Genomic DNA, 21,916 nt, shown 5'->3' on the forward strand with positions numbered 1-21,916 from the left:
ATGAACAGAACGGTAATTTTGTCCCTTTTAGCAATACTTTTTGTAGGCTTTCTCATCAATTGGATCTACAGTTGGGAACAAGGTATGGAAGAGGCATATATTCCCATTACGGAGGAGGAGCATCATCATACTATTCTCTCCGAAAAAGCGGTTTTTGAACGTTCGGAACACGCCTTGGATTATCTGGCCATGCCCGTCGATGAGGAACATCGGCGCGTACTTGCCGACTACTACGATAACAGGGCCTATCCCGGTGCGCCGCCCAGTATTCCCCACCCCGTGTCGGAAAAACTGGGTATGGGCGGTAATATCTGTCTGCAATGCCACCAAAATGGGGGCTTTGTGGAAAAGTTCGCTGCGTATGCCCCGGTTACCCCGCATCCCGATATGATCAATTGCAAACAGTGCCATGTCGAGCAACGGACGCAATCAACGTTCAGGGAGACCGAATTCTACAAAAATCCAGCCCCGCTAGTAGGAGTGAACAACGCCCTGCCTGGTAGTCCGCCTACAATTCCACATCAATTACAGATGCGCGAGAACTGCCTTTCGTGCCATGCCGGTCCGGGGGCGGTCAAAGAGCTGTGGATAGATCATCCGGAGCGCGTAAACTGCAGACAATGCCACGTACCCAAAGAGGCCGAATTGCAGCACGTAGAAGCATTTGTAAGGGACAATAAGCAAATTAGGGATGAATAAGATAAATACCATTACGATTTTGTTGGTGGCGTGCCTGTTCCTCAACTGCAAACACACAGAGGGGGAATATCATAGCCTAATCGAAAAAATAGAGGCGGAGAGCAAGACATTCCACGATACGATAATGTCGTCCGAAGCCTATATCGGCGATATCGAGACCATTGAAATTACCGAGGGCGGGCATACCTTCCTGATTCCGGAGCGCAAAGGGCAGATTACTTCCTACGCCTGCATTGAATGCCATTCGAAACCCCTGGCAGAGATGCAGAATGCCACCTTGGGGCCAAAGGCACACTGGGATATTGAGGTCGTACATGCCAATGAAGATGCGATGAACTGTGCCACCTGCCATAACCTTGATGACATGAACCATCTGAAGAGTCTGACCGGAAGGGAAATCGATTTTAACCGAAGCTATAAGCTGTGTAGCCAATGCCATACCAGCCAGTTCGAGGACTGGAAAGGCGGCGCCCACGGCAAGAACATCGGCGGCTGGACAAAACCTAGGGCAGCGATGACCTGCGTCAACTGCCACAACCCCCACCGGCCCCAAATAGAATCTAAATGGCCGGAGCGGTACAATACACAGAAAGCCCGGGAAAGGGAGTGATGGCGGTCAATCGGGGGCATTCGAATCAATTGAATGGGTTGGATGGAAGAAAAGAAGTACGAAAGGATGAGATGATAGGAGTAGGGGATGAGAGAAAGAGTGGATGTTGAATTGGCTATTGGAAACAGCGAAAAGTTCCGATCAGAAATGAAAATGCTAACGACCGTAGCAGGTTAACTGCGAAGCGGAGCGAAAAATAGAAAAAAGACATGGGCGAAAACAAGAAATGGTACACCTTGGATTTGGGATTCAATAAAAAAGAACCCGCAACCGGTTCATGCGGTTGCGGCAAAACTTCAGGCGGATGCGGGTCCCACGACAGACCGGCGTCTTCCAAAACCGAACCTACCCTAACTGCGGAAGAATTCGATAGGGCGGTTGAAGGCACTATGGTCGATGAGACCCGGAAAGATGGCTTTCAACAGGTATTCGACGTCAAAATGGACCGCCGGACCGCCTTTCGGAAACTTACCGCCAGTTTATTGGTCGGAGCCGGGGCCGTTCAGGCTTCCTGTAGTGTAATCGCCGGGGAAGAGACCAAGGAAAAAGCCCAAATCGATTGGGAGGAGCAGTTCAAGGGCAACTACAAACTCATGACCCAAAAAGAACGCCAAGAAACCGTCGACCGTTTGGTACGTTCGTATCAATTGCGCAAAAAGCAGAATATCACGATGTCCTCCGCCGATGCATCTAAGGACGTATTGTACGGCTATGCCTTCAATATCTCCAAATGCCAAGGGTACATGGATTGTGTAAATGCCTGCGTTGAGGAAAACAATCAAGACCGTAATTCCCAAATGCAGTACATCAGAATCCATGAAATGAAAGACGGCAAAGGTTTCAAGTTTGATGAGGCCGACGATAACTATTATCATGAGGTACCGGCCGAGGGACATTTTTATATGGGAACCCAATGCTTTCAATGCGATGATCCGCCCTGTGTAGATGTTTGCCCGGTACAAGCTACCTGGCGTGAAGAAGACGGTCTCGTGGTCATCGACTACGATTGGTGCATAGGATGCCGTTACTGTATGGCCGCATGCCCCTATGACGGAAGACGTTTTAATTGGAGTAAACCGGAGGTGCCGGAGGAAGAGGTCAACAAAAACCAACATTATTTGGGCAACCGTATGCGAAAAAAGGGGGTGATGGAAAAATGCACGTTCTGCATACAGCGTTCCCGCTCGGGCAAAGATCCGGCCTGTGTAGAGGCCTGTCCGACCGGAGCTCGAATCTTCGGAAATCTATTGGACCCCGATAGCACGATTCGCTGGGTGCTGGAGAACAAAAAAGTTTTTCGTTTAAAAGAGGATTTGGGTACCGATCCCAAGTTCTGGTATTTTATGGATTAGAATATAACCGACGCAGATGAATACTTTAAAGGCTTTTGGCAGCATGGTAAAGGATAGTTTTGAGCACGTAACCCACGGCTCAAAGCCATATCATATTTGGATGATTTTCTTGACCGCTATCATGCTCATCGGTATGTACTGCTATTCGGTGCAGTTAGACGAGGGCCTGAGTGCTACGGGCATGACCGATAGGGTCAGTTGGGGGCTCTACATATCTAATTTCACTTTTTTGGTGGGGGTGGCGGCTGCGGCCGTAATGCTGGTAATGCCCACCTATATTTTAAAGGATATGGACTTTAAGCACGCCGTGCTGATTGGGGAGGGGCTCGCCGTTGCCGCTCTCATCATGTGTTTGGCTTTTATCGTTGCCGATATGGGAGGACCTTCCGTACTTTGGCACATAATACCGGGCATAGGGGTCTTCAATTTTCCAAGCTCCATGTTGGCGTGGGACGTTATTGCCCTGAACGGCTATCTTTTTATAAACATCACCATTCCCCTCTACATCCTATTCCAACATTACCAGGGCAAGGAGGCCAAGCGGAAGATTTACGTGCCGGGGGCGATACTTTCGGTGCTTTGGGCCGTGGCGATCCATTTAGTGACCGCTTTTTTATATCAAGGACTTCAGGCACGTCCCTTTTGGAACAACGCACTTCTTGGTCCCCGTTTCTTGGCTTCCGCTTTCGCGGCAGGCCCTGCACTTATCATTTTGGTTCTGGCAGTGATCCGTAGGTTTACGGAATTTAAGATTGAACAAAAAACCATTAAAAAAATAGCGATGATCGTGGTCGTTGCGGCGCAGATCAACATGATCATGTTGATTTCAGAACTGTTCAAAGAATTTTACGCCCCTACCCACCACAGTGAAAGCGCTTACTATCTTTTCTTCGGTTTGGAGGGTAAAACGGCGCTGTTGCCGTGGATATGGACGGCCATTAGCTTGAATCTCTTGGCAACGGTCATGCTAACTTTTAATAAACTTCGCAATAACCCCAAGGTGCTGTATCTTTGTTGTTTCATGCTGTTCGTAGCCATTTGGGTAGAGAAAGGTTTCGGGCTCATCGTTCCCGGATTTATTCCTGGGCCCTACGGCGTCATAGCCGAATACACCCCCACGGGTATCGAAATAGGGGTGACCTTTGGTATCTGGGCCATGGGGGCTTTTATTTTTACCATGTTGGCCAAGACCTCGATTGCCATTGAATTGGGGAAGCTAAGATACAAGAGGAAGAAAAAAATAGCATCCAAAACCGCGTAACAGTATCGTCATGAAAATTCGTATTAAAGGAAATTCGGTTCGTTTTCGTTTGACCAAGAAGGAGGTGGACTCCGTTTGCGAAAAGGGAATCTTCAGAGAAAAGACCCAGTTTAACGAGGCACACTTCGTTTATGCTGTGACCACTTCAGATAAGCATGACAATTTGTACGCCTCGTTTTTAAACCAAGGCATCATTCTTTTTGTTCCCACGGACCTAGTAAGGGATTGGGACGCCAGTGACCAAGTAGGGTTTTATCATACCCAGATACTGGACGACGGGCAAGAGCTTGACCTAACCCTTGAAAAAGACTTCGTTTGCTTGGACGACAGGGACGAGGACGAATCCGACAACTATCCCAATCCCAGGGCTGACGAAAACGTCAATTCATGAGTGTCAAATTCCAATTTAAAGTGGTTTTTGGAACCTTTGATTCCCAGGCTTTGAAAGATACTTTGTAATGTGATTCCGTTCCCCGAGCTTCGAAAGGGGGTATTGGAAATCTCCAATCAATGGACTACCGTATTGATTTCGATCCAGTATCCGTCCGGATCTCGAATGTAGATTTGATCTACGCCATCTGAACGGTGTTTTATGGTGTTTTTATTGCCTGCAAAATCATCGAAAACCACATTTTTAGACTTTAAATGGGCGATCAATCCGTCGAGGTCCTGAGTGGCCAAAGCCAGATGCATGGATTTGTTTTTTTCAAAAGGAGCGAATTCTTTTTGGATCAGATGGATTTGGGTATTGTCATCGATAATAAACCATCGAAAGCCCGGTTTTCGGTCCGGATGAGGTGTTTCTTCCAAATTCAGAACGGTGGCGTAAAATTCCGCGCTTTTATCGACATCGGCTACCACAATGGCGAAGTGGTCGAATTGAAAGTCGAAAGATTGGGCCTGCAGGAGTAGGCAATTGGTAGTGAGAGATAGCAATAGCAGTAGTTCTATGTGTGCTTTCATCGGTGTGTTTTAAGGAATGATTTGATTGGAATGAAGGTATTAAAAAAACCTCTGTCTTATTTACAGTTTGATGGCAATTTTAGACAACATTCTGAGTTAAATACCAAGGTGTCGGCGAATTCCACACCACCGAACAACCACCCAAATCCAATCTCATGATAAATTTTAAGTCAGTTATCAGTTTCGTATGTCTATCCGTAGTTTTCTTTTCTTGCAGTTCTACAAATAGATTGACCATGAACACGGTCGAGCCCGCGCGCATCACCATACCTTCAGAGGTGGCGAAAATCGGTATTATTAACCGCAGTTTACCCGCGGAAGCTAATCGAACCGTTGATCAAATTGACAAGATACTATCGCTAGAGGGTCGCAATTTGGATAAAGAGGGCGCTGAATCGGCAGTCGTAGGCCTTTTTGATGAACTATCCCAAAACGAACGCTTCGAGACAATACGTATAATCGATAGTATCGCTATACAGCGAAAAGGATTGGGTGTTTTTCCGGCTGCGCTGAAATGGGAGGCCGTGAATCAAATTTGTGAGGAATTTGACGTTGACATCCTGTTCTCTTTAGAATTTTACGATACCGATACAACGGTGGATTATGAGGTGGGAATGGTATCCGTTCCCAATCAATTGGGTATCGACGTATCCCTTCCGGGGCATAAGGTGACCTTAAATACCGTGCTGAAAAATGGATGGCGTATCTATGATCCGAAAAACAAGAGGTTACTTGACGAATTCGTTTCGAAGGATCACATTGTATCGGTAGGTCAGGGGATAAATCCGGTAAAGGCGGTCGAAGCGGTAATCGGACGGAAAGAAGCGGTATTGCAAAATAGTTCTAATCTCGGAAATTTATATGGATTGGATGTGCGTCCCTTGCGAAAACGTATTTCGAGGAGCTATTTTGTCAGGGGCACCGATAACTTTAAGGTCGCACAGCGCAGGGCCCAAACCAACGATTGGGAAGGAGCGGCCGATCTATGGGAAAAAGAGCTGGGCAACAAAAAGGAAAAGGTCGCCGGGAGGGCCTGTTACAATATGGCGATCATCAGTGAAATCAACGGCAATCTGGAAACGGCGCTGGAATGGGCGTCAAAATCCTATTCGGATTATCGGAACAAAGATGCGCTGCGCTATGTACATATTCTCCGGAACCGAATGGTGGAAGAACGACTGCTAAACCAGCAATTGTCGCGATAGCAGGGATTACCGGCAAGGTTATAAATCAATTTAAAGCCGCTTTGTAAACCTCCAAACATCGTTCCCGGGCCTCTTTATGGTCCACCATTTTTTCGGGATAGGATTCCCGATCGTGTTCTGGTACCCATTCCGAAATATACTTTTTGTCCTTGTCGAACTTATCGACTTGGGTCATGGGATTAAAGATTCGAAAATACGGAGCCGCATCGACCCCGCTACCCGCGGCCCATTGCCAATTGCCCACGTTACTACTCATTTCATAATCCAGCAACTTTTCGGCAAAGTACGCCTCGCCCCAGCGCCAGTCGATGAGTAGGTGTTTGCAAAGAAAGCTGGCCACCAGCATTCGCACCCGGTTGTGCATGTACCCGGACTCGTTGAGCTGGCGCATCCCGGCATCCACCAGTTTGAATCCCGTTTCGCCCTTTTTCCATTTCTCGAATTCCCCTTCGTTGTTGCGCCAGTCGATCCGGTCGTATTTTTTTCGAAAAGCCTCATCTACCGTGCGGGGAAAATGCCAAAGGATTTGCATAAAGAACTCCCGCCATATCAGTTCGCTCCAAAACACCTCATTTTTTTCCGCGATCGCTTTTTTCATCATTTTCCGGACGGATACCGTTCCAAACCGTAAATGCGGACCCAAACGGGAGGTCCCGTTTTCCTTTGCCGGAAAATTACGGGTCTTTTCGTAGTTTTGGATCAGGGTCGGTGTAACATCATAATCGGGAACTTTCAGGGAAGAAGTTTCGAACCCCATGTCCGACAGGCTTAAGTTTGGCAAACGGGAATGATCGATGAGGTTATCCCTATACTGGCTTGTATAGTGGATTTTTAAATGCTCATCGGAGTCAAAATGGGATTTCCACTTGTTCTTAAATGGGGTATATACCACATAAGGGTCGCCATCGTCTTTGACTATTTCATCCTTTTCAAAAATAACCTGATCTTTAAAGGTCCGGAATTCAATATTTTTTTCCCTTAAAAGCTTTTCTATTTTTTCGTCTCGCTCCCTGGCATAGGGTTCGTAATCATGGTTCGTATAAACGCTTGCGATATCGTGTTCCTTACACAGGTCATTAAACACCGATGCCGGCTTCCCATAATAGAGCGCAATCGAACTCCCGTTCTCTTCCTGTGCCTGACTCCGAATTTTCTGAAGGGTTTCGTGTATGAAGGTCACCCGTGCGTCATCTTTTGGAAGTTTGTCCAGAATTTCAGTATCGAATATAAAAATTGGCAACACCGGGAAATCGCCCTGAAGAGCAGCCAGAAAACCTACGTTATCATCTAAACGTAAATCTCTTCGAAACCAGAATACAGTTACTTTTTTGCTCATCTTAACTAAGATTCAGGGTTGACATACCCCCATCGACACCAATTACCTGCCCGGTCATCCAGCTGCTATTATCGCTGAGCAGGAATTGGGCGATATCGGCGATATCTTCAGGCCGGCCAACGCGTTTTAAAGGGTGTCTATCCGCCATTTTCTTTTTCTTCTTGTCGTTGTTCAGCAATCGTTCCGCCAAAGGCGTGTCCACTAGCGAGGGTGCAATGACATTAACCCTTAGTTTAGGGGCATATTCGGCAGCCAATGATTTGGCAAAGCCTTCTATGGCACCTTTGGCGGCAGCGATACTTGTGTGAAAAGGCATGCCCGTGCTTACGGCCACCGTGCTGAAAAACACCATACTGGCACCGTCCGCCATTTTCGGAACAATTTCCTTTACGGTCTTTACCAGACCGAAAAAATTGAGCTTCATGTCTTCCTCAAAGTTGTTCAAGCTCATCATCTTGAACGGTTTAAGATCGATATTACCGGGACAATATACAAAACCGTGTAGTTTTTCCGGTAATACGGAGCTGTCGAATTCATCGGATGTTACGTCATAGGAAATGTATTCGACATCGAGATCGTTCAGGGCATCTTTTGTTCGCGACGCGATATAAACGGAATGATCTTTTTGAAGCTGTTCGGCCAACGAAAAGCCGATACCGTGCGATCCACCAATTAACAGTATGTTCTTTTTCATAAGAAAATGGTTTATAGGTTATGAGTTTATAGAATAATGATGTTATAAAAAAATGCTTAACTTCTTTCTGATTCGCCTTCGACCTGATGGTCACTGTTGTAACTGGCGTTGCTGCTGTCGTTAGGATCAGCGTAACTGCTTCAATGCCAATGCAACTGCCACTAAAAAGGCTACAGTCCATTTCACTGGGTTCGGCACTATATCGGCATTTGTCCCCGCTCAGCTCCGTTAGCAAGGCTCTTACACGGATGAAAAATGAAGTTCCTTAGCGCTCCCCTCCATACTACCGAAAAGCTCGATCAGTTTTCGCTCCCGATACGAGAAAATTTGTTTCAATTGCTTTTTTACGACAATAGGATGCGCTAGCTGGCCCAGTATCCCGAAAGGAATTTTGTAGTCTATGATATCCTCCATTTCTGTTCCACCCTTTATGGATTTCAAAAAATGCTTGTGGTGCCAGAGGGAGTAAGGACCAAAACGCTGCTCATCCACGAAATATTCCCCCTCCTTAACGTGGGTTATTTCCGTAACCCATTTGGTGGAATATCCAGGAAAAGGGGAAACCTTATACTGTATGATCTGACCGGCGAACATAGGTCGATCGCCCCCGGAGAGCATATTGAATCCCATATGGTCAGGGGTAATCGTCTTTAGATTCTTAGGGTCGGATAGAAAGTCCCATGCCTCTTCTCTTGAAATCGGAAGGGATTGTTTGGAATGCAAACGATATAACTTCATAATCGAGTTTACACAAATATAAAATCATTTTGTTTAATAAAGAACCGTATTGCTTAAACAATTGCATAATATTAAACGATTGTAACCCCTAATATCCTGTTTGCCTTGGCAATCCGGTTCTGACGCACATTGGAAAAAGGACTAGGTAAAAGGTTCATGTTCAAGGTTTGCAGGTTTCAAAATTTTCTATCTTTAGGTTTTTGTTAACATTTGGATTGACTCATTATAGTAGATTTGCGTAAACTAAAAAAAGAACAAATGAAAAAATTACTTGTATTGACATTGTTTTTTGTGACTTCCCTAGCCGTGGAGGCACAAATCGAGACCCCGGCTCCTAGTCCTTATTCAAAAGTGGAACAAACGGTGGGCCTCACCGATGTAACCTTGGAATACTCGCGCCCTTCGATGCGGGGCCGCACTATAATGGGAAATCTGGTGCCCTACGACAAGCTATGGCGCACAGGGGCCAACGATAGGACCAAAATTAGCTTTAGCGATGATGTTACCGTAAACGGACAACCATTGAAAGCAGGATCGTATTCCATCTTCACAAAGCCTGGAAGACAGGCGTGGGAGGTTTTTTTCTATACCGAAACGGACGGGGGCGTTCCGCAAGAATTGGAGGATGACAAAATTGCTGCAAAGACCAGCGTTCAGGTGAACGCTTTACCCATGGATATCGAAACATTTACCATGGGTTTCGACGAGCTTAAAACCGGAAGTGCCAATCTGGGTATGCGCTGGGAAAACGTGTATGTGGGTGTTCCCATCGAATTTTCTACCGATGATCAGGTAATGAAGAATATTGAGGATGCGATGTCGGGCAGCCCCAAAGCGGGAGACTATTATGCGGCCGCGGTCTATTATTTCAGCGAAGGAAAAGATATTTCCAAGGCACAGGAATGGATGGACAAGGCCATGGAAATGACTGAAGAGCCTGCGTTCTGGCAGCTGCGACAGCAATCTTTGATCCAGGCCGAGGCAGGGGACAAAAAAGCCGCAATTGAAACCGCCAAGAAATCACTGGCCAAAGCCGAGGAAGCCGGTAATGACGATTACATTAAGATGAACAACGATTCATTGAAGGAGTGGGGGGCGCAGTAAAAGCTCCTGCTCCCTAAGATCATGAGCCCTGGCCCAGATAGGCCGGGGCTTATTGTTTTAAGGCCCAATGGGCTAAGTCTAGTACATCATCAGGGACTAATTTCTTAGATAGCACGTCTTCTGTCTCGCTATCTTTGAAAAGGGCCAATGCCAATTCGCTCTTCAGGTGGCCATCGTCCAAAGTTGCTTTCAGTTTTGAGGTATAGCTGTCCAATTCCTTTTCATTTCCTAAAGTCTTAAGGGCCAGGATACCATACAAATGGTTTAGGGAATTGGTGTGGATGTTATTCTTACTGTAGCTGCTGATTTCCTTAAGATGTGCCTTGCTCTTATCGATTTCCCCGTTCCTTTCAAGAGCCAATGCCAGCAGGTAGTTCTGAGCCCTTTCATCGGGTCCATAGGGTTTTCCCACCCCGATATTCTCCGGCCACTCTTTGGCTAATTTTAATATTTGTATCGCCTTCCCATAATTTTTTTGTTCCAGATAGGATTTTGCGACGGCCAAGTGCGCCCTTTCATAAATGTCGCGGCTTTCGCTGGCGTGTTCGTAGGGGAGCACCTGTATGCTTTTCAGAATGGAAAGTACTTTTTCGTATCGACCTGTATTGAGCAACGATTTGGCATAGGCGAGGCCGATATTGTAGTTTTTAGGGAATTTGGAATAGGCTTTTTTCGAGGTATCATAAGCTTTGTCATTATTCCCACTTTTAAGAAGGAATTGAATTTTTTCTTCCCAGACTTTCCAATCCTTAGGCTTCATTGCCAAGGCTTTTGATAGGTCTTCGGATGCGCTTGTAGTATCGCCATCCCCAATCATTTTTGCGCGGAACCTATAGAACACTGCAGAATCAGGTCTATCCCTTAAGGTCCTAAGAATCGCTTTTCCCTTGTTCACCTGTCCCACGGCCACATAGTTCTGTGCCAGATAATAGTCGAATTTCCAGGAATCGTATTGCTGTACGGCCCATTCCAGAACGGCGAGGCTTTCCCTTCGGTATGGGGATACGAAGGCCACCTCATCAGCTGCGGCATTCTCCAATAGGGTAGTACTTTTCGCGGCATCTATCTTTCGCAATAAGTAAGCTTTCCAGAGTTTATTTTTCGTATCAAGGCGATTAGCATCCAACACTTGTAGCGCTTCTCGCTGCAATCCCAGGTGCTGATATTGAATTGCTAAGTTCAGCACGGTTTCCGAAGGGAACTCATTGGTCAAGGCCAAAGTCGGAACTTGGTCGTTAAGAAAGTTCTTTTCCGTTTGTACAAAATAATCTAAGGGAGCGATTGCGGAAAGTTCGGATATTTCTTTTTCGAACTGCTGTAATCGATCCATCTTTCGGGCTGCGACCACTAGGACTTTTCTGGCATTGATGTTATACGTATTGAAATCCAATGCTTTATGGGCGTACATTTCGGCCCTTTCGTAACTCTTTGAGGCCAGATAGAGTTCCGCCATTTGTGCAAAGGATACCGATCGATGCTTCGCATCCCTTGCCGCCCAACCGAAAGATTCGAGCGCATTGATAGTGTCGTTCATCGCGCGGTAGGTAATTCCAGCGACATAATTAGCGCCTGAGTTATAGGTGTCCATCCGTAGTACGGAATTAATATGCGACAGGGCACTCCCATAATCTGCCGTCCGGTAATCCAGTTGGGCCAAACGGATAAGGCCCGCACGGTGGGATGGGTCCAGGTCGATCAATTCGGATAATTTTGTATAAGCCAGTTCGTATTCCCGAGACACCAAGGCTTCGGAGCCCTCTGCCAATAGTTGTTCCGTGGCGGAAACTTGCAATTCCATATCGGAATGGAATGGTCTTTTCAGTATGTTTGCTTTTGACGGGAGGGTATAGGCCAGTTCGGTGCCTTCCACAAAAACCTTTATGCTGTCAGATTTTTTAATGGGAATCGATTTTGAGAAAATATCCATGGGTTGCAGAGCCAGTTTTTCTGAAAAAGTGGTTTTTCCGTTGAGGATAATTTCGATTTTGGAATCTAAATTTTGTAGGGCATTAAGCCCGATATGGATTTCATTCCCTTCCTTTTCAACATTGAGGACACCTTCTTTGGAAGCATCGACCATTCCCCCGATTTCTTTATAGGGAAACCAGATTTCGTGCCACGTGTCCATCATATACGGGTCGAACCCGACTTGACTGATGGGATTGATGGCACCGCCGGAATATTGGTCGAGCAAACGGCCCGCCTGAAATTCGATATACTGCCCATCGGAATCGGTTAGTAGATTTTCCCAAATTCCTCCGGAGCGGGACAAGGCCCACAACCATAATTTTTGACCTGGCATTTCTTCATATGGCGCCCATTGGCCGAAGCCGAACTTTCGGTCGTGGTAGTACCCCCCGAAAAAGTCATTGTATTCCCCGACGATATGATAGGATTTGGCGCTCCCGAAATTATTGTTTTTGTACAAGGCCAGATTACGGCCTTCGCCGTCGATGGGCCAAGGATGGGCATTGCCATTGTGCTCGACATAGGTGTTACCGGGAATGAAGAACTCGAGGTCGTTCGAAGCTACGGCCGCCGCGGTCATCCAGTTATAATACGCCTCGGTCAGTGGGGATGCATTGTACCAAGAGGCATTCGTCTCGAAGTAGGCCTTGTCTTTTTCTAAACAGATTTCGACGGTCCAAAAAGTGTTTGAAGGCAGGTCGGTACTACCTACTATACAGCTCACGCTGCCGTCTGCGTTGGTTCTCGTAAGATAGTCAACGGGCGTGGCGGTCGAGGGGTGATGCCCGATAATCCCGAAGTTGAACTCGATGCCCCCCGAGGTCCAAGGTCCACGCATGGCAATATTCCGGAACTTGATGACCTCGTTCTTATATAAAAACTCTTCGCCCGTGCTCTTTTCTATGGCGCCCCACACTTTGCCCCCGATTTCCGGTAACACCATCACTTTGATGTAATCGTTTTCTAAGGTCACTACCTTCCAATCTTTTTTCTTGGCGGTATGTTCGTATTCCTCAAATTTGAAGTAGGGGAATATTTTTGGATTTTCGCCAAGAATAGGAACCGGATTCGGTTTTGCGAACCCGTAGGTGCCTAATGATTTTGTTTCTTCTTTTATATTGACGGATTGGGCTTGGATTACCGAACCAACTAAAATAATCAGCGATAGAATTAAATAGTAGCTTAGTTTTCGAGTCATTAATAAATTATTTAAAATTTGATCGATTAACCTTAGTCTCGATCAACATGCACCCCATCGAATAAAAAAAGGAGAAATTCTTGAAGCTGATTAGTAAGAAAGTTAAACCGTTGAATGGACTAGTTCACCGTATAGGTTGCCACTGCCTTATCGTTTCGTGCAAAAATGATAAGCTCAGCGCCGTCTGCCAGTTTTATGGAGGTGATGTCCCTGATCTCTCCGTCCATATTCAGACCGCTTTCCTTTACAGTTGTTACCTCGAATGCATCTGTACCGGCTCCGAAAAGCAATACTCCTTTGTTGGCATCGTAACGCCCGTATTTCACCCGGGTACCGAAAAAATTCCCGCCGAGAATGACGTCAAGATTACCATCTTCGTTAAAATCTTGGACCAAAATCCCATAAACGGGGGCAAATTGGGCGGGAGCGGGGAGGGAACTTATCTCGAATCGGTCGTTGCCCAGATTCTCGATAAAGCTGGTCGCAAAATTATTGGCTTCCAGGATTTGGGCATCGGACAGTTCATCGGATGTAAAGATATCCGTGATCTTTTGGTCGGCATAGTCGGAATAGTTTACGTATTTACGCTTTAGACTGCTGATCTGACCCAATAAATCGTCTTTTGAAAATATGGGATAGCTCTCGCCCATGACATATGAGGTCAGGATGGGGTCGAGAGAGCCATTGTTATCAAAATCCCTTGCATAAAGCCGTACTGGTTCGTCGCGGGATGCCTTGAGCTGGGAGTTCCCCCCAAAATTGCCCGCGATATAATCGGTATCACCGTCGTTGTCGAAATCCCCGGCAACGATACGATTCCACCAGCCCTCGGAACCTGATAGGCCTGAATCCGTTTGGAGTTCCGTCAAGCGACCATCGGAATTTTTAAAGATACGAACCGCCATAAATTCACCCACTAACATCAAGTCGGTTTGACCATCCCCGTTAAAATCCGTCCAAATCGCATCGGTGACCATGCCCGGCTTTACCAAGTCTTTGTTTACCGATGCCGTAATATCCTTAAAGTTGCCGTTTCCGTCATTTTCAAGCAGATAGCTTCTCGGCGCATTCGGATATTGCCCCGGCACCAAGCGGCCACCCACATACAGATCAAGGTCGCCGTCATTATCGTAATCGCCTGCTGCCGCGCACGACCCGCTGCTCAGCATTGATGGGAGGGAAGTGGTAGCTTTGATAAACTTTCCCCGACCATCGTTCAAATACAACCGGTCTTGCAATTCGGGGGAATCGGGGTCGAACTCGTTCCCGCCACTGACCACATAAAGATCCAAATCCCCATCGTTATCTGCATCGAGAAAAAGGGCACCGGTATCTTCCGAACCGGCATCTTGGTCAAACATAGCGTTCGCTTTTTCGAATCCACCGGTCCTGGTCTGTATCCAAAGCTCCCCTGATTGTTCCTTGGCTCCTCCCATAAAAAGGTCTTCTAAACCATCACCGTTTACGTCGCCCTTGACGATGGTCGGGCCTTGGGTAGAAAGTTTGTGAGGCAACAATTGTTCCCGTTTAAAATCGATGTAGTTGTTCTCATGATGGACGTAGGGAATCAAACTATCTTTAGAAATATTCGTGAAATAGGTAGGTGTTTCTTTTTCTATTTCCTTGCCGGGCTCTTCCGCATCTTTTTGTTTCAGCGTAATGGTTTGATTGGCTTGGACCTTTATTATATGTTGTATCTTAGAATCCGGCCAAATAATGGTAATAGTATCAATTTGCTCGGCCTCACCCAAGCCAAATACCATATTATAATCTATTGAAGACTGGAATCCTCTTGTGGGCATCATCTCCTGAGTTTGGGTTTGGTCACCTGCGTCGAATATGACCTTGGCGCCAATACCGAAAGTATTTTTGCCTTCGCCAATTAATTTAATTTTAAGATAGTTGTTCGTTGTTTGAAAATCGCTGTTGTTTCTATAAATAAAAGGATGTTCATCGGTGTTGTTGACGATTAAGTCCATATCGCCGTCATTATCCAAATCGGCATAGGCGGCTCCGTTAGACAATGATTTTTGGTTTAATCCCCATTCGGTATTGACCTTTGTAAAAGTGAGGTCTCCATTATTGTGAAAGGTATAGTTTTCCTCAATTGTTGCCGGCATATTTTCCAGTAGGTCCGTAATTGCCATTTCTACCCCCGTTTTGTTTTCGTTAATCTTCTCTTGAACGGCGTAGTTCATGAAGTCCATGTTGGTATAGTCTCTCTTGATTCCGTTTGTAATGAAGATATCTTTGTATCCATCATTGTCCAGATCGCTAAAAAGGGATGCCCAACTCCAATCGGTACCTGAAACACCTGAGAATTGTCCAATTTCAGAGAACGATTTGCCCTGATTGTTCAAATGCAGCATGTTTCGCATGCTTTGATGATAAAATCCATTGTTTAACATTACCATGAACTTATCATAATTGTCTGGGCCAGAGACCATCTTTGAGCGATAATTGCCTTCGGGAAGCATGTCTAATGTCATAATTTCGGGATAGCCATCATTATTGATGTCGGCAATATCCGAACCCATGGAAAAATGGGAAGTATGACCAATGTATTTTTGTAGATTTTCGGAAAACGTACCATCTTGATTATTGATATACAAATAATCCTGTTCATTAAAATCGTTGGATATATAGATATCAGGCCAATTGTCATTGTTAACATCCGAAACGGCAGCATTAAGCCCAAAACCTAGAACATTGGAAACCAAGCCCGCTTCGTCGCTTACGTTTCTGAACTTCCCGTTCTCATTATTGTACAATCTATCTTCAAAAGCGGGATTCCTGCGATATTTGAGATTGTTCGTAATTTGGCTGAAACTTGCGAATTCCTGTGTAGAGTGATTGACGACATATAGGTCTAGATCTCCATCTTTGTCATAGTCAAAAAAGACACCTTGTGTAGAATAGCCCGCATCATCTATGCCATATTCCGCGGCTTTTTCCGTAAAAGTCAAATCACCGTTATTGATGAACAGTAAATTTTTTCTTTTAAAATCATCTTTTGCCGCAGACCTACATACGTAAATATCCAATAGACCATCTGCATTGATATCCACCATGGTCGTGCCGGTGTTCCATAATCCAGCTGCAAAGACGCCTGCCTTTTCAGCAATTTCTTTAAATTCAAAATCGCCTTTATTGATGTAAAGACGGCTACCTACCATGTTACCGGTAAAATAAAGGTCTTGAAGACCGTCATTGTTTAGATCGCCAATGGAAACACCACCACCATTATAGATATAACCGTAGGTTAGAATATTAAATTTTTTGGTTTCACCCAAAACGTTTTTGAACGTAACCCCGGTTTTGCTGCTCGGCATCAAAGTAAACATTTTATCTTCATTGATCTGTTGGCATGAAAAAAGCAGGCTAATAAAGAATAAGAGGTAAGTACTTCTACTAAAATTTGGCGTATTGATCATTTCGGTTTCTTGGTCATAGTGATCGGTCAAATTATGAAATTTTATTGTTTGATCCTATGGAATTAGTCCTTGGTAAGTTACCAAATTATTAAAACTACATTGAACCTCAGTTTTATAATTAGTTCATCATTTTTTATTTCTTGCCATCCGACGAAGCAAGTGGTATTAATACTACTGTGGTTAAAAAAAACCTGTGAAGCATGCCTCACAGGTTTTCAAAACAATTGAACTTAAAAAACATTTAGAAATTCGGCCCCCCGGTATCCCACCATAATCGGGTGCCAATTTCATCAGGTCCACCCAATTTAGCTGTTGCATCGGAAACACCGGCAGCATTGTTTTCTCTTTCCGATTGAACAAAGGGCATTCTTCTAAGAATCTCTCCTTCTGGGATGACCCCCCAATCCGAGTTACTACTATTTTGATAGACCGGAGGAAGTTTCGGATACCCCGTTCTTCTATGGTCTACCCAGGCTTCCATTTCATTGGTGTAGGCCGCAATCCATTTTTGGGTAATAATCTTCTCCAATTTCGTTTCATTATCGGCACCTTCATCCCAGGCAACTGTCGTAGTAATTTCATTGACAAAATCATTGATGGCACCTTGGTAAACGACGTCGTCGTAATCAATGGGCAGACTTGTGTCGTCGGCGAGATAGTCGTCGACACCACCTGCGCCCCAAAGTTCGAAAGACGCTCTTACGCCATTTTCATAGTTGGTTTGCGCATCACCAGCACCTGCCCAGCCGCGTAAAGCTGCTTCTGCCTTCAAAAAGAAAACTTCGTCTGCACTCATAACCTTGCGTTCGGTGACTTTAGCCGGATCGTTAAAGTTAATATCTATGGTCGAATAAGGTAAATGATCGTCTTTAGCGACCAGTTCAGCTCCGTTCCGAATACCCTTATAAGGCCAATCAGGGTGATCGGCCACTAACGAAAGATCTTCTACAGGGTCAAAGAAAGGCTCTATCCTATTATCTTTATAGCCAATTAGAATGGACTCCATTGTTGCACTCATTCTTGTATCTCCCCATTCAAAACAGATCTGTGCAGGATGAAACTTATTGCCATATAAATTGATGTTGAAATTGTCCGCATTGGATTCGATGAGTCCGACTGGATCGGCCAGGGCTTTTTCTCCCTGTGTTTTTGCCAAAGCCGGATCGACTTTCGTTAGACGCATTGCCATTTGCAATCTTAGGGAATTAGCGTATTTTGCCCATAGGGCAACGTCGCCGTCAAAACTTGCATCAAAATCCTTCAAACCAACATAATCGGTATTGGCTGCGAAAACTCCGATGATACGGTCAAGATCGGCAAAAAACGCATTATAAAGCGTCTCTTCGCTATCATAGGAGCCATCGCCGTCGGGTCCGTGCTGAGTATATATAACGGGGCCATGATAGGCGGTCAGTCGAGACATTGATAATATTTTTATCAATTTGGCCCATTCTACAAAGACGGGTTGATCGCTTGACTCTGCAATACCGATTACTTGGTTGGCTGGAGCCATAACATTATTATATTGTCGTGACCAATATCCGTTCCATCGAATGTAATAGGTGGTATTGTTAATCCCGCCTACAAAAGGAGTCGGTGTTGCCAAATGTTGTGCATAAGTCACATTTGTAAGATTATGATCTACCTGATTGCCAAAAATTTGGCTGAACATCGATGGATAAAATGATCCCACATCATTGAAATTCTGTTCAAGGGACGCGTCGGTTATTTGGTAAGGGTTGGTATTTATCTCCTCAAAATCGTCGGTACAGGCACCTAGTACCAATATCGCACAAATTAGATGTATGAACTTTTTCATGATTCTTTTTTAAAAGTTTACTTTTAGATTAAACCCGTAAGTTGCGGTAGAAGGCAGATTAAAATTATCCAGACCCTGGGCATTTCTACTGGTACTCATCGCAAGCTCCGGATCAAAGGGAGCATCTTTATAAATAAATAAAAGATTATTGGCGATAAAAGATAGGGTGGCCCCTTGAATGGGCAGGTTCATTTTCTCAACGTTTATATCATAGCCCAACGACAGTTGGCTTAAATTTATATTCGTGCGATCATAGACGTAAGCTTCGCCGACACCATTACGATCGCCGATGGCCCTGTACCATGTTTCTGCATCTACTGTGGTAATCGCGGACCCGGATGCTTGGTCTACCCCGTTAACGGCGACGCCTCCGGCATCCCGTGCGTCGGCCGTACGTTGAGAAACCCCGGCACCATCAAGCATACTTTCTGTTTGGCTAAAAACGTTCCCACCGATTTTTGCATTGATGAGCATACCAAAATTTAACCGGCCAAAGGTTACATTGTTATTCCAGCCTAACGACCAATCCGCGTCAAGATTGCCTATCAGCTCCCTCAGTTCCGTTTTTCTGGGACTACCGTCTTCAAATATAATTCTACCTTGGTCATCTCTCAAAAACTTAAAGACGTAGAGGTCGTTAAAAGCACCGCCTTCAACCAATTTTGAAGCATAACCTTCAGAAGAACCTAAATTAATTTCTCTTTCATCGTCAGGTCCAATGTCTACGATCTCATTTTTGTTCTTGGCAAAATTAAAAGCTGTAACCCATTGAAAATTATCGTTCCTTACGGGGGTTGCACTAAGGGTTAGCTCTACCCCTTTGTTGGTGATTTCCCCGGCATTGATAAATCGTGACGTATAAATACCCTGGGAGAGCGGATCGGATGCATCTAAGGGAACCTCAATGAACTGATCGGTGCTGGTCAAGCTGTAATAAGTGAAATCAAGGCCTAGACGATTTTGGAAAAATCGAAAATCCGCTCCATATTCCAAACTGGTTATGATTTCTGGCTTACCATCCGTAAACGGTGCTTGTGTATTTCTGTTTACCCCTCCGTTGGCAGAGATATTGTGTTGTGGAAATATACGGTTATACGGTACTTCGTTGGCCACCTGGGTGTATGAGGACCTAAGCTTTGCAAAGCTGACTGCATTCCCCATATCGAACATCTCGCTCAAAATAGCCGTCAATCCAAATGCGGGATAAAAGTACGAGTCGTTACCGGTCAGTGCCAAGGTAGAGGCCCAATCGTTACGACCTGAAATATCCAAGAAAAGCATTTCCTTATAGCCTAGTTGTGCATTTAAGAAAGCGCCCTGTTTGCTAATTTCTTCATCGATCGTAGAATTTACAGGTACATTTGTTGGTAAATTCTGGAATAGATACTCATTGGGATATAACAGCCCCAATGTTCCTGTTCCAACTGAGACTCCTACACCGTATTTGGTCTTTTGGTAGCTGGCACCCAATACCGCATTAAAGCTAATATTTTCACTGAAATCGGTATTATAGCTTAGAAGAACATCGGTATACGCCAACTGATCTTCAAATTTGTGATAATTCCAAGCCCCGTTAGGGTGCACGTTCGTACCGTTCGAAGTAGCAGCGTGCTGTTGCTCGCGCTTTTCTGCGGCATAGTCATAATTTCCCCTGACCTGGACATTGAGATTGTCCAGTATATCCCATTTAACCGTTGCGTTGGCAATGATTCTTTTCGTGTCATCGACTCTGGGTTGTTTATTGATAATCCAATAAGGATTCGATTGATGATGATCTTCTACAAACCAGTTTTGCGCCATTAAATTTCGATCGCTATTAAAAACTTGATAGTTATCCTTAAAGTCATAGAAATTACGATTTCTAGGGAACATATATAAACCTGTCAGGGGATTTAGATAGTACCCGGCGGGTAATCGGTTTTTGGTTTCTTCAATTCCCATAATAACTCCAGAAGAAATCGTAACCTTATCGTTAAAAAATTTAGTCGACTGCTTAAAGGTGAAATTGTTCTTTTTGTACTTGTTTTGGGGCGTAATTCCCGAAGAGGTAATGTTGGCATAGGAAAAATAGGCCGTTGTTTTATCATTTCCCCCACTGATACTGACCGAATTATTAAAGTTATGCCCCGTTTGAAAAAAATTCTCCACATATTCACTAGCATAATCACCCGGAGTGGGAGACCAACTTTCTTTCGCTGTACCAATGGCACCATATTTAAACTGCAGGTCGGGTAATTCTTGATAATGTTCAAAGGAATAACCTGTATTCAAAGATACGGTCGTTTTACCTGCAACACCTTGTTTGGTGGTAATCATAACAACCCCATTGGCGCCTTGACTGCCGTACAGCACTGCAGCGTTCGCACCCCTTAAAATACTAATACTCTCTATATCGTCCGGATTTATTGCCGAAAGACCGTCGCCACCGTCTGTTCCGCCCCACATACCCGGCTGCCCACCTTTATTATTGGCCATAGGGACACCATCGACCACGAAGAGGGGCGAGCTATCACCGCTTAATGATTTGTTTCCTCGAAGTACAATTTTCGTGGATCCCCCGGCGCCCGAACTACTTTTTTTAATCTCGACCCCAGCGGCTTTGCCTGAAATACTGTTCATAAAGTTAGGGTCACGCGTTTTGGTTAATTCGTCGGACCTAACGGTCTGTTGGGCATAGGTCAAGGTTTTTTCATCTCGTTTAATGCCCAAAGCAGTAACAACGACCTCATCGAGTTGGCTGGCGTCCTCGACCATAACGACGTCGACAGTGTCCGAGTCTCCCACGGCAATGTTCTGACTTCTGGTGCCGATATATGAAAATACTAAAATATCGCCATCGGCAGCTTCTATGGTGTAATTTCCATCAAAATCCGTTTGGGTTCCGTTCGTGGTACCTTGTACCAATACGTTGACCCCAGGTAACGGCGTTCCGTCCGACGCAGCCGTAACCGTACCTGTGATTGTTTTTTCCTGCGCCATTAAAGGAAACGTCCCTAATAGGAGCGCAAAAAATAGGAGTAACTTTCTAGTCATAATTTTGGTCTTACATTAGATTGGTTATTTAACATTTCTTTAATATCGTGTGAATATATAATTTTTTTTCATATTGCTAACTGTTTATCTGAATTATTGAGCAAATTTGGAATTATCAAGAGTATTTAGCAAGAATTAGATTAATAATTGCGAGGTTTTATCGTATAAGAAGCAGATAATTCAATAATTGAAAATTTCTCGTCAGTCATGTCCGATTTGGCAAGAACATTGAATTTTGGTACTTCTCTCTAAATACTCTTCTAATTCTTCCCCCATAGAGAATATCAATTTTTACGAAAGAAGAGAGGTTGGGTTACGTGTTTCCTTTAACAAATCCTGGCTCGAAGCAGCTTGTTTCTGGCTGACGCCGATTTCATAATTCCCTGTCCCCAGAGTGGTGCCATAACCGGTTAGCTTTGAAACTTTCTGAACTTTGGGTAAGGACAAGTTCCGGAAAGAAAGTGCCGGTATGCATCATCAGGTCGCGCCCAGGCCCATGGTA

15 protein-coding genes are annotated in these 21,916 nt (G+C 44.9%); 7 read left to right on the forward strand and 8 right to left on the reverse strand.

Translation table 11 applies throughout. The features are described from left to right. The 5 genes from RQM65_RS15550 (at position 1) to RQM65_RS15570 (ending at position 4,313) form a co-directional block, all read left to right on the forward strand. Entirely contained in the window at positions 1-699 is a 699-nt protein-coding gene (locus RQM65_RS15550; protein WP_314016337.1) for a nitrate reductase cytochrome c-type subunit, read from the forward strand. Then, positions 692-1,309 (forward strand): cytochrome C, encoded by a 618-nt coding sequence (locus RQM65_RS15555; protein ID WP_314016338.1) that lies wholly within the window; start codon positions 692-694, stop codon positions 1,307-1,309. Before RQM65_RS15550 ends, RQM65_RS15555 begins: the two co-directional genes overlap by 8 nt. 209 nt (positions 1,310-1,518) lie before the next feature. After that, complete coding sequence (locus RQM65_RS15560; protein ID WP_314016339.1) at positions 1,519-2,661, forward strand: 4Fe-4S dicluster domain-containing protein; 1,143 nt, start codon at positions 1,519-1,521, stop codon at positions 2,659-2,661. 16 nt (positions 2,662-2,677) lie between these two features. Beyond that, positions 2,678-3,922: a sulfate reduction electron transfer complex DsrMKJOP subunit DsrP gene (gene dsrP / locus RQM65_RS15565; RefSeq protein WP_314016340.1), complete on the forward strand. Its 1,245-nt coding sequence runs from the start codon at positions 2,678-2,680 to the stop codon at positions 3,920-3,922. Positions 3,923-3,932: 10 nt separating this feature from the next. After that, positions 3,933-4,313, forward strand: coding sequence for a DUF7009 family protein (locus RQM65_RS15570; RefSeq protein ID WP_314016341.1), 381 nt, complete (start codon positions 3,933-3,935; stop codon positions 4,311-4,313). A 116-nt stretch (positions 4,314-4,429) separates the two neighbouring features. Here RQM65_RS15570 and RQM65_RS15575 read toward each other — a convergent pair whose 3' ends face one another. Then, positions 4,430-4,885, reverse strand: a complete 456-nt coding sequence (locus RQM65_RS15575; RefSeq protein ID WP_314016342.1) for a VOC family protein — start codon at positions 4,883-4,885, stop codon at positions 4,430-4,432. A gap of 236 nt (positions 4,886-5,121) precedes the next feature. On the opposite strand from RQM65_RS15575, the gene RQM65_RS15580 reads away from it, so the two are divergent. Beyond that, the gene (locus tag RQM65_RS15580; protein WP_314016343.1) at positions 5,122-6,090 is read left to right on the forward strand and encodes a DUF6340 family protein; all 969 of its coding nucleotides are present in this window, start codon (positions 5,122-5,124) and stop codon (positions 6,088-6,090) included. 25 nt (positions 6,091-6,115) lie between these two features. Here RQM65_RS15580 and RQM65_RS15585 read toward each other — a convergent pair whose 3' ends face one another. From RQM65_RS15585 to RQM65_RS15595, 3 genes are all read right to left on the reverse strand, one after another. Beyond that, positions 6,116-7,426, reverse strand: coding sequence for a cryptochrome/photolyase family protein (locus tag RQM65_RS15585; RefSeq protein ID WP_314016344.1), 1,311 nt, complete (start codon positions 7,424-7,426; stop codon positions 6,116-6,118). Between the two features lies 1 nt (position 7,427). Continuing rightward, the gene (locus RQM65_RS15590; protein ID WP_314016345.1) at positions 7,428-8,120 is read right to left on the reverse strand and encodes an SDR family NAD(P)-dependent oxidoreductase; all 693 of its coding nucleotides are present in this window, start codon (positions 8,118-8,120) and stop codon (positions 7,428-7,430) included. Between the two features lie 240 nt (positions 8,121-8,360). Further along, positions 8,361-8,858 (reverse strand): SRPBCC family protein, encoded by a 498-nt coding sequence (locus RQM65_RS15595; RefSeq protein ID WP_314016346.1) that lies wholly within the window; start codon positions 8,856-8,858, stop codon positions 8,361-8,363. Positions 8,859-9,116: 258 nt separating this feature from the next. On the opposite strand from RQM65_RS15595, the gene RQM65_RS15600 reads away from it, so the two are divergent. Further along, positions 9,117-9,962, forward strand: coding sequence for a DUF2911 domain-containing protein (locus RQM65_RS15600; RefSeq protein WP_314016347.1), 846 nt, complete (start codon positions 9,117-9,119; stop codon positions 9,960-9,962). A gap of 49 nt (positions 9,963-10,011) precedes the next feature. Here the strand turns inward: RQM65_RS15600 and RQM65_RS15605 are convergent, their stop codons facing one another. From RQM65_RS15605 to RQM65_RS15620, 4 genes are all read right to left on the reverse strand, one after another. After that, on the reverse strand, positions 10,012-13,128 hold the full coding sequence (locus tag RQM65_RS15605; RefSeq protein ID WP_314016348.1) for a DUF5107 domain-containing protein: 3,117 nt from the start codon (positions 13,126-13,128) through the stop codon (positions 10,012-10,014). A 119-nt stretch (positions 13,129-13,247) separates the two neighbouring features. Next, a complete protein-coding gene (locus RQM65_RS15610; RefSeq protein WP_314016349.1) occupies positions 13,248-16,460 on the reverse strand; it encodes a VCBS repeat-containing protein in 3,213 nt (1,070 codons plus the stop codon). 343 nt (positions 16,461-16,803) lie between these two features. After that, complete coding sequence (locus tag RQM65_RS15615) at positions 16,804-18,381, reverse strand: SusD/RagB family nutrient-binding outer membrane lipoprotein (protein WP_314016350.1); 1,578 nt, start codon at positions 18,379-18,381, stop codon at positions 16,804-16,806. A 9-nt stretch (positions 18,382-18,390) separates the two neighbouring features. Next, complete coding sequence (locus RQM65_RS15620) at positions 18,391-21,414, reverse strand: SusC/RagA family TonB-linked outer membrane protein (protein ID WP_314016351.1); 3,024 nt, start codon at positions 21,412-21,414, stop codon at positions 18,391-18,393. Between the last annotated feature and the right edge of the window lie 502 nt (positions 21,415-21,916).

Source organism: Pricia mediterranea, from assembly GCF_032248455.1.
GTDB classification, from domain to species: Bacteria; Bacteroidota; Bacteroidia; order Flavobacteriales; family Flavobacteriaceae; genus Pricia; species Pricia mediterranea.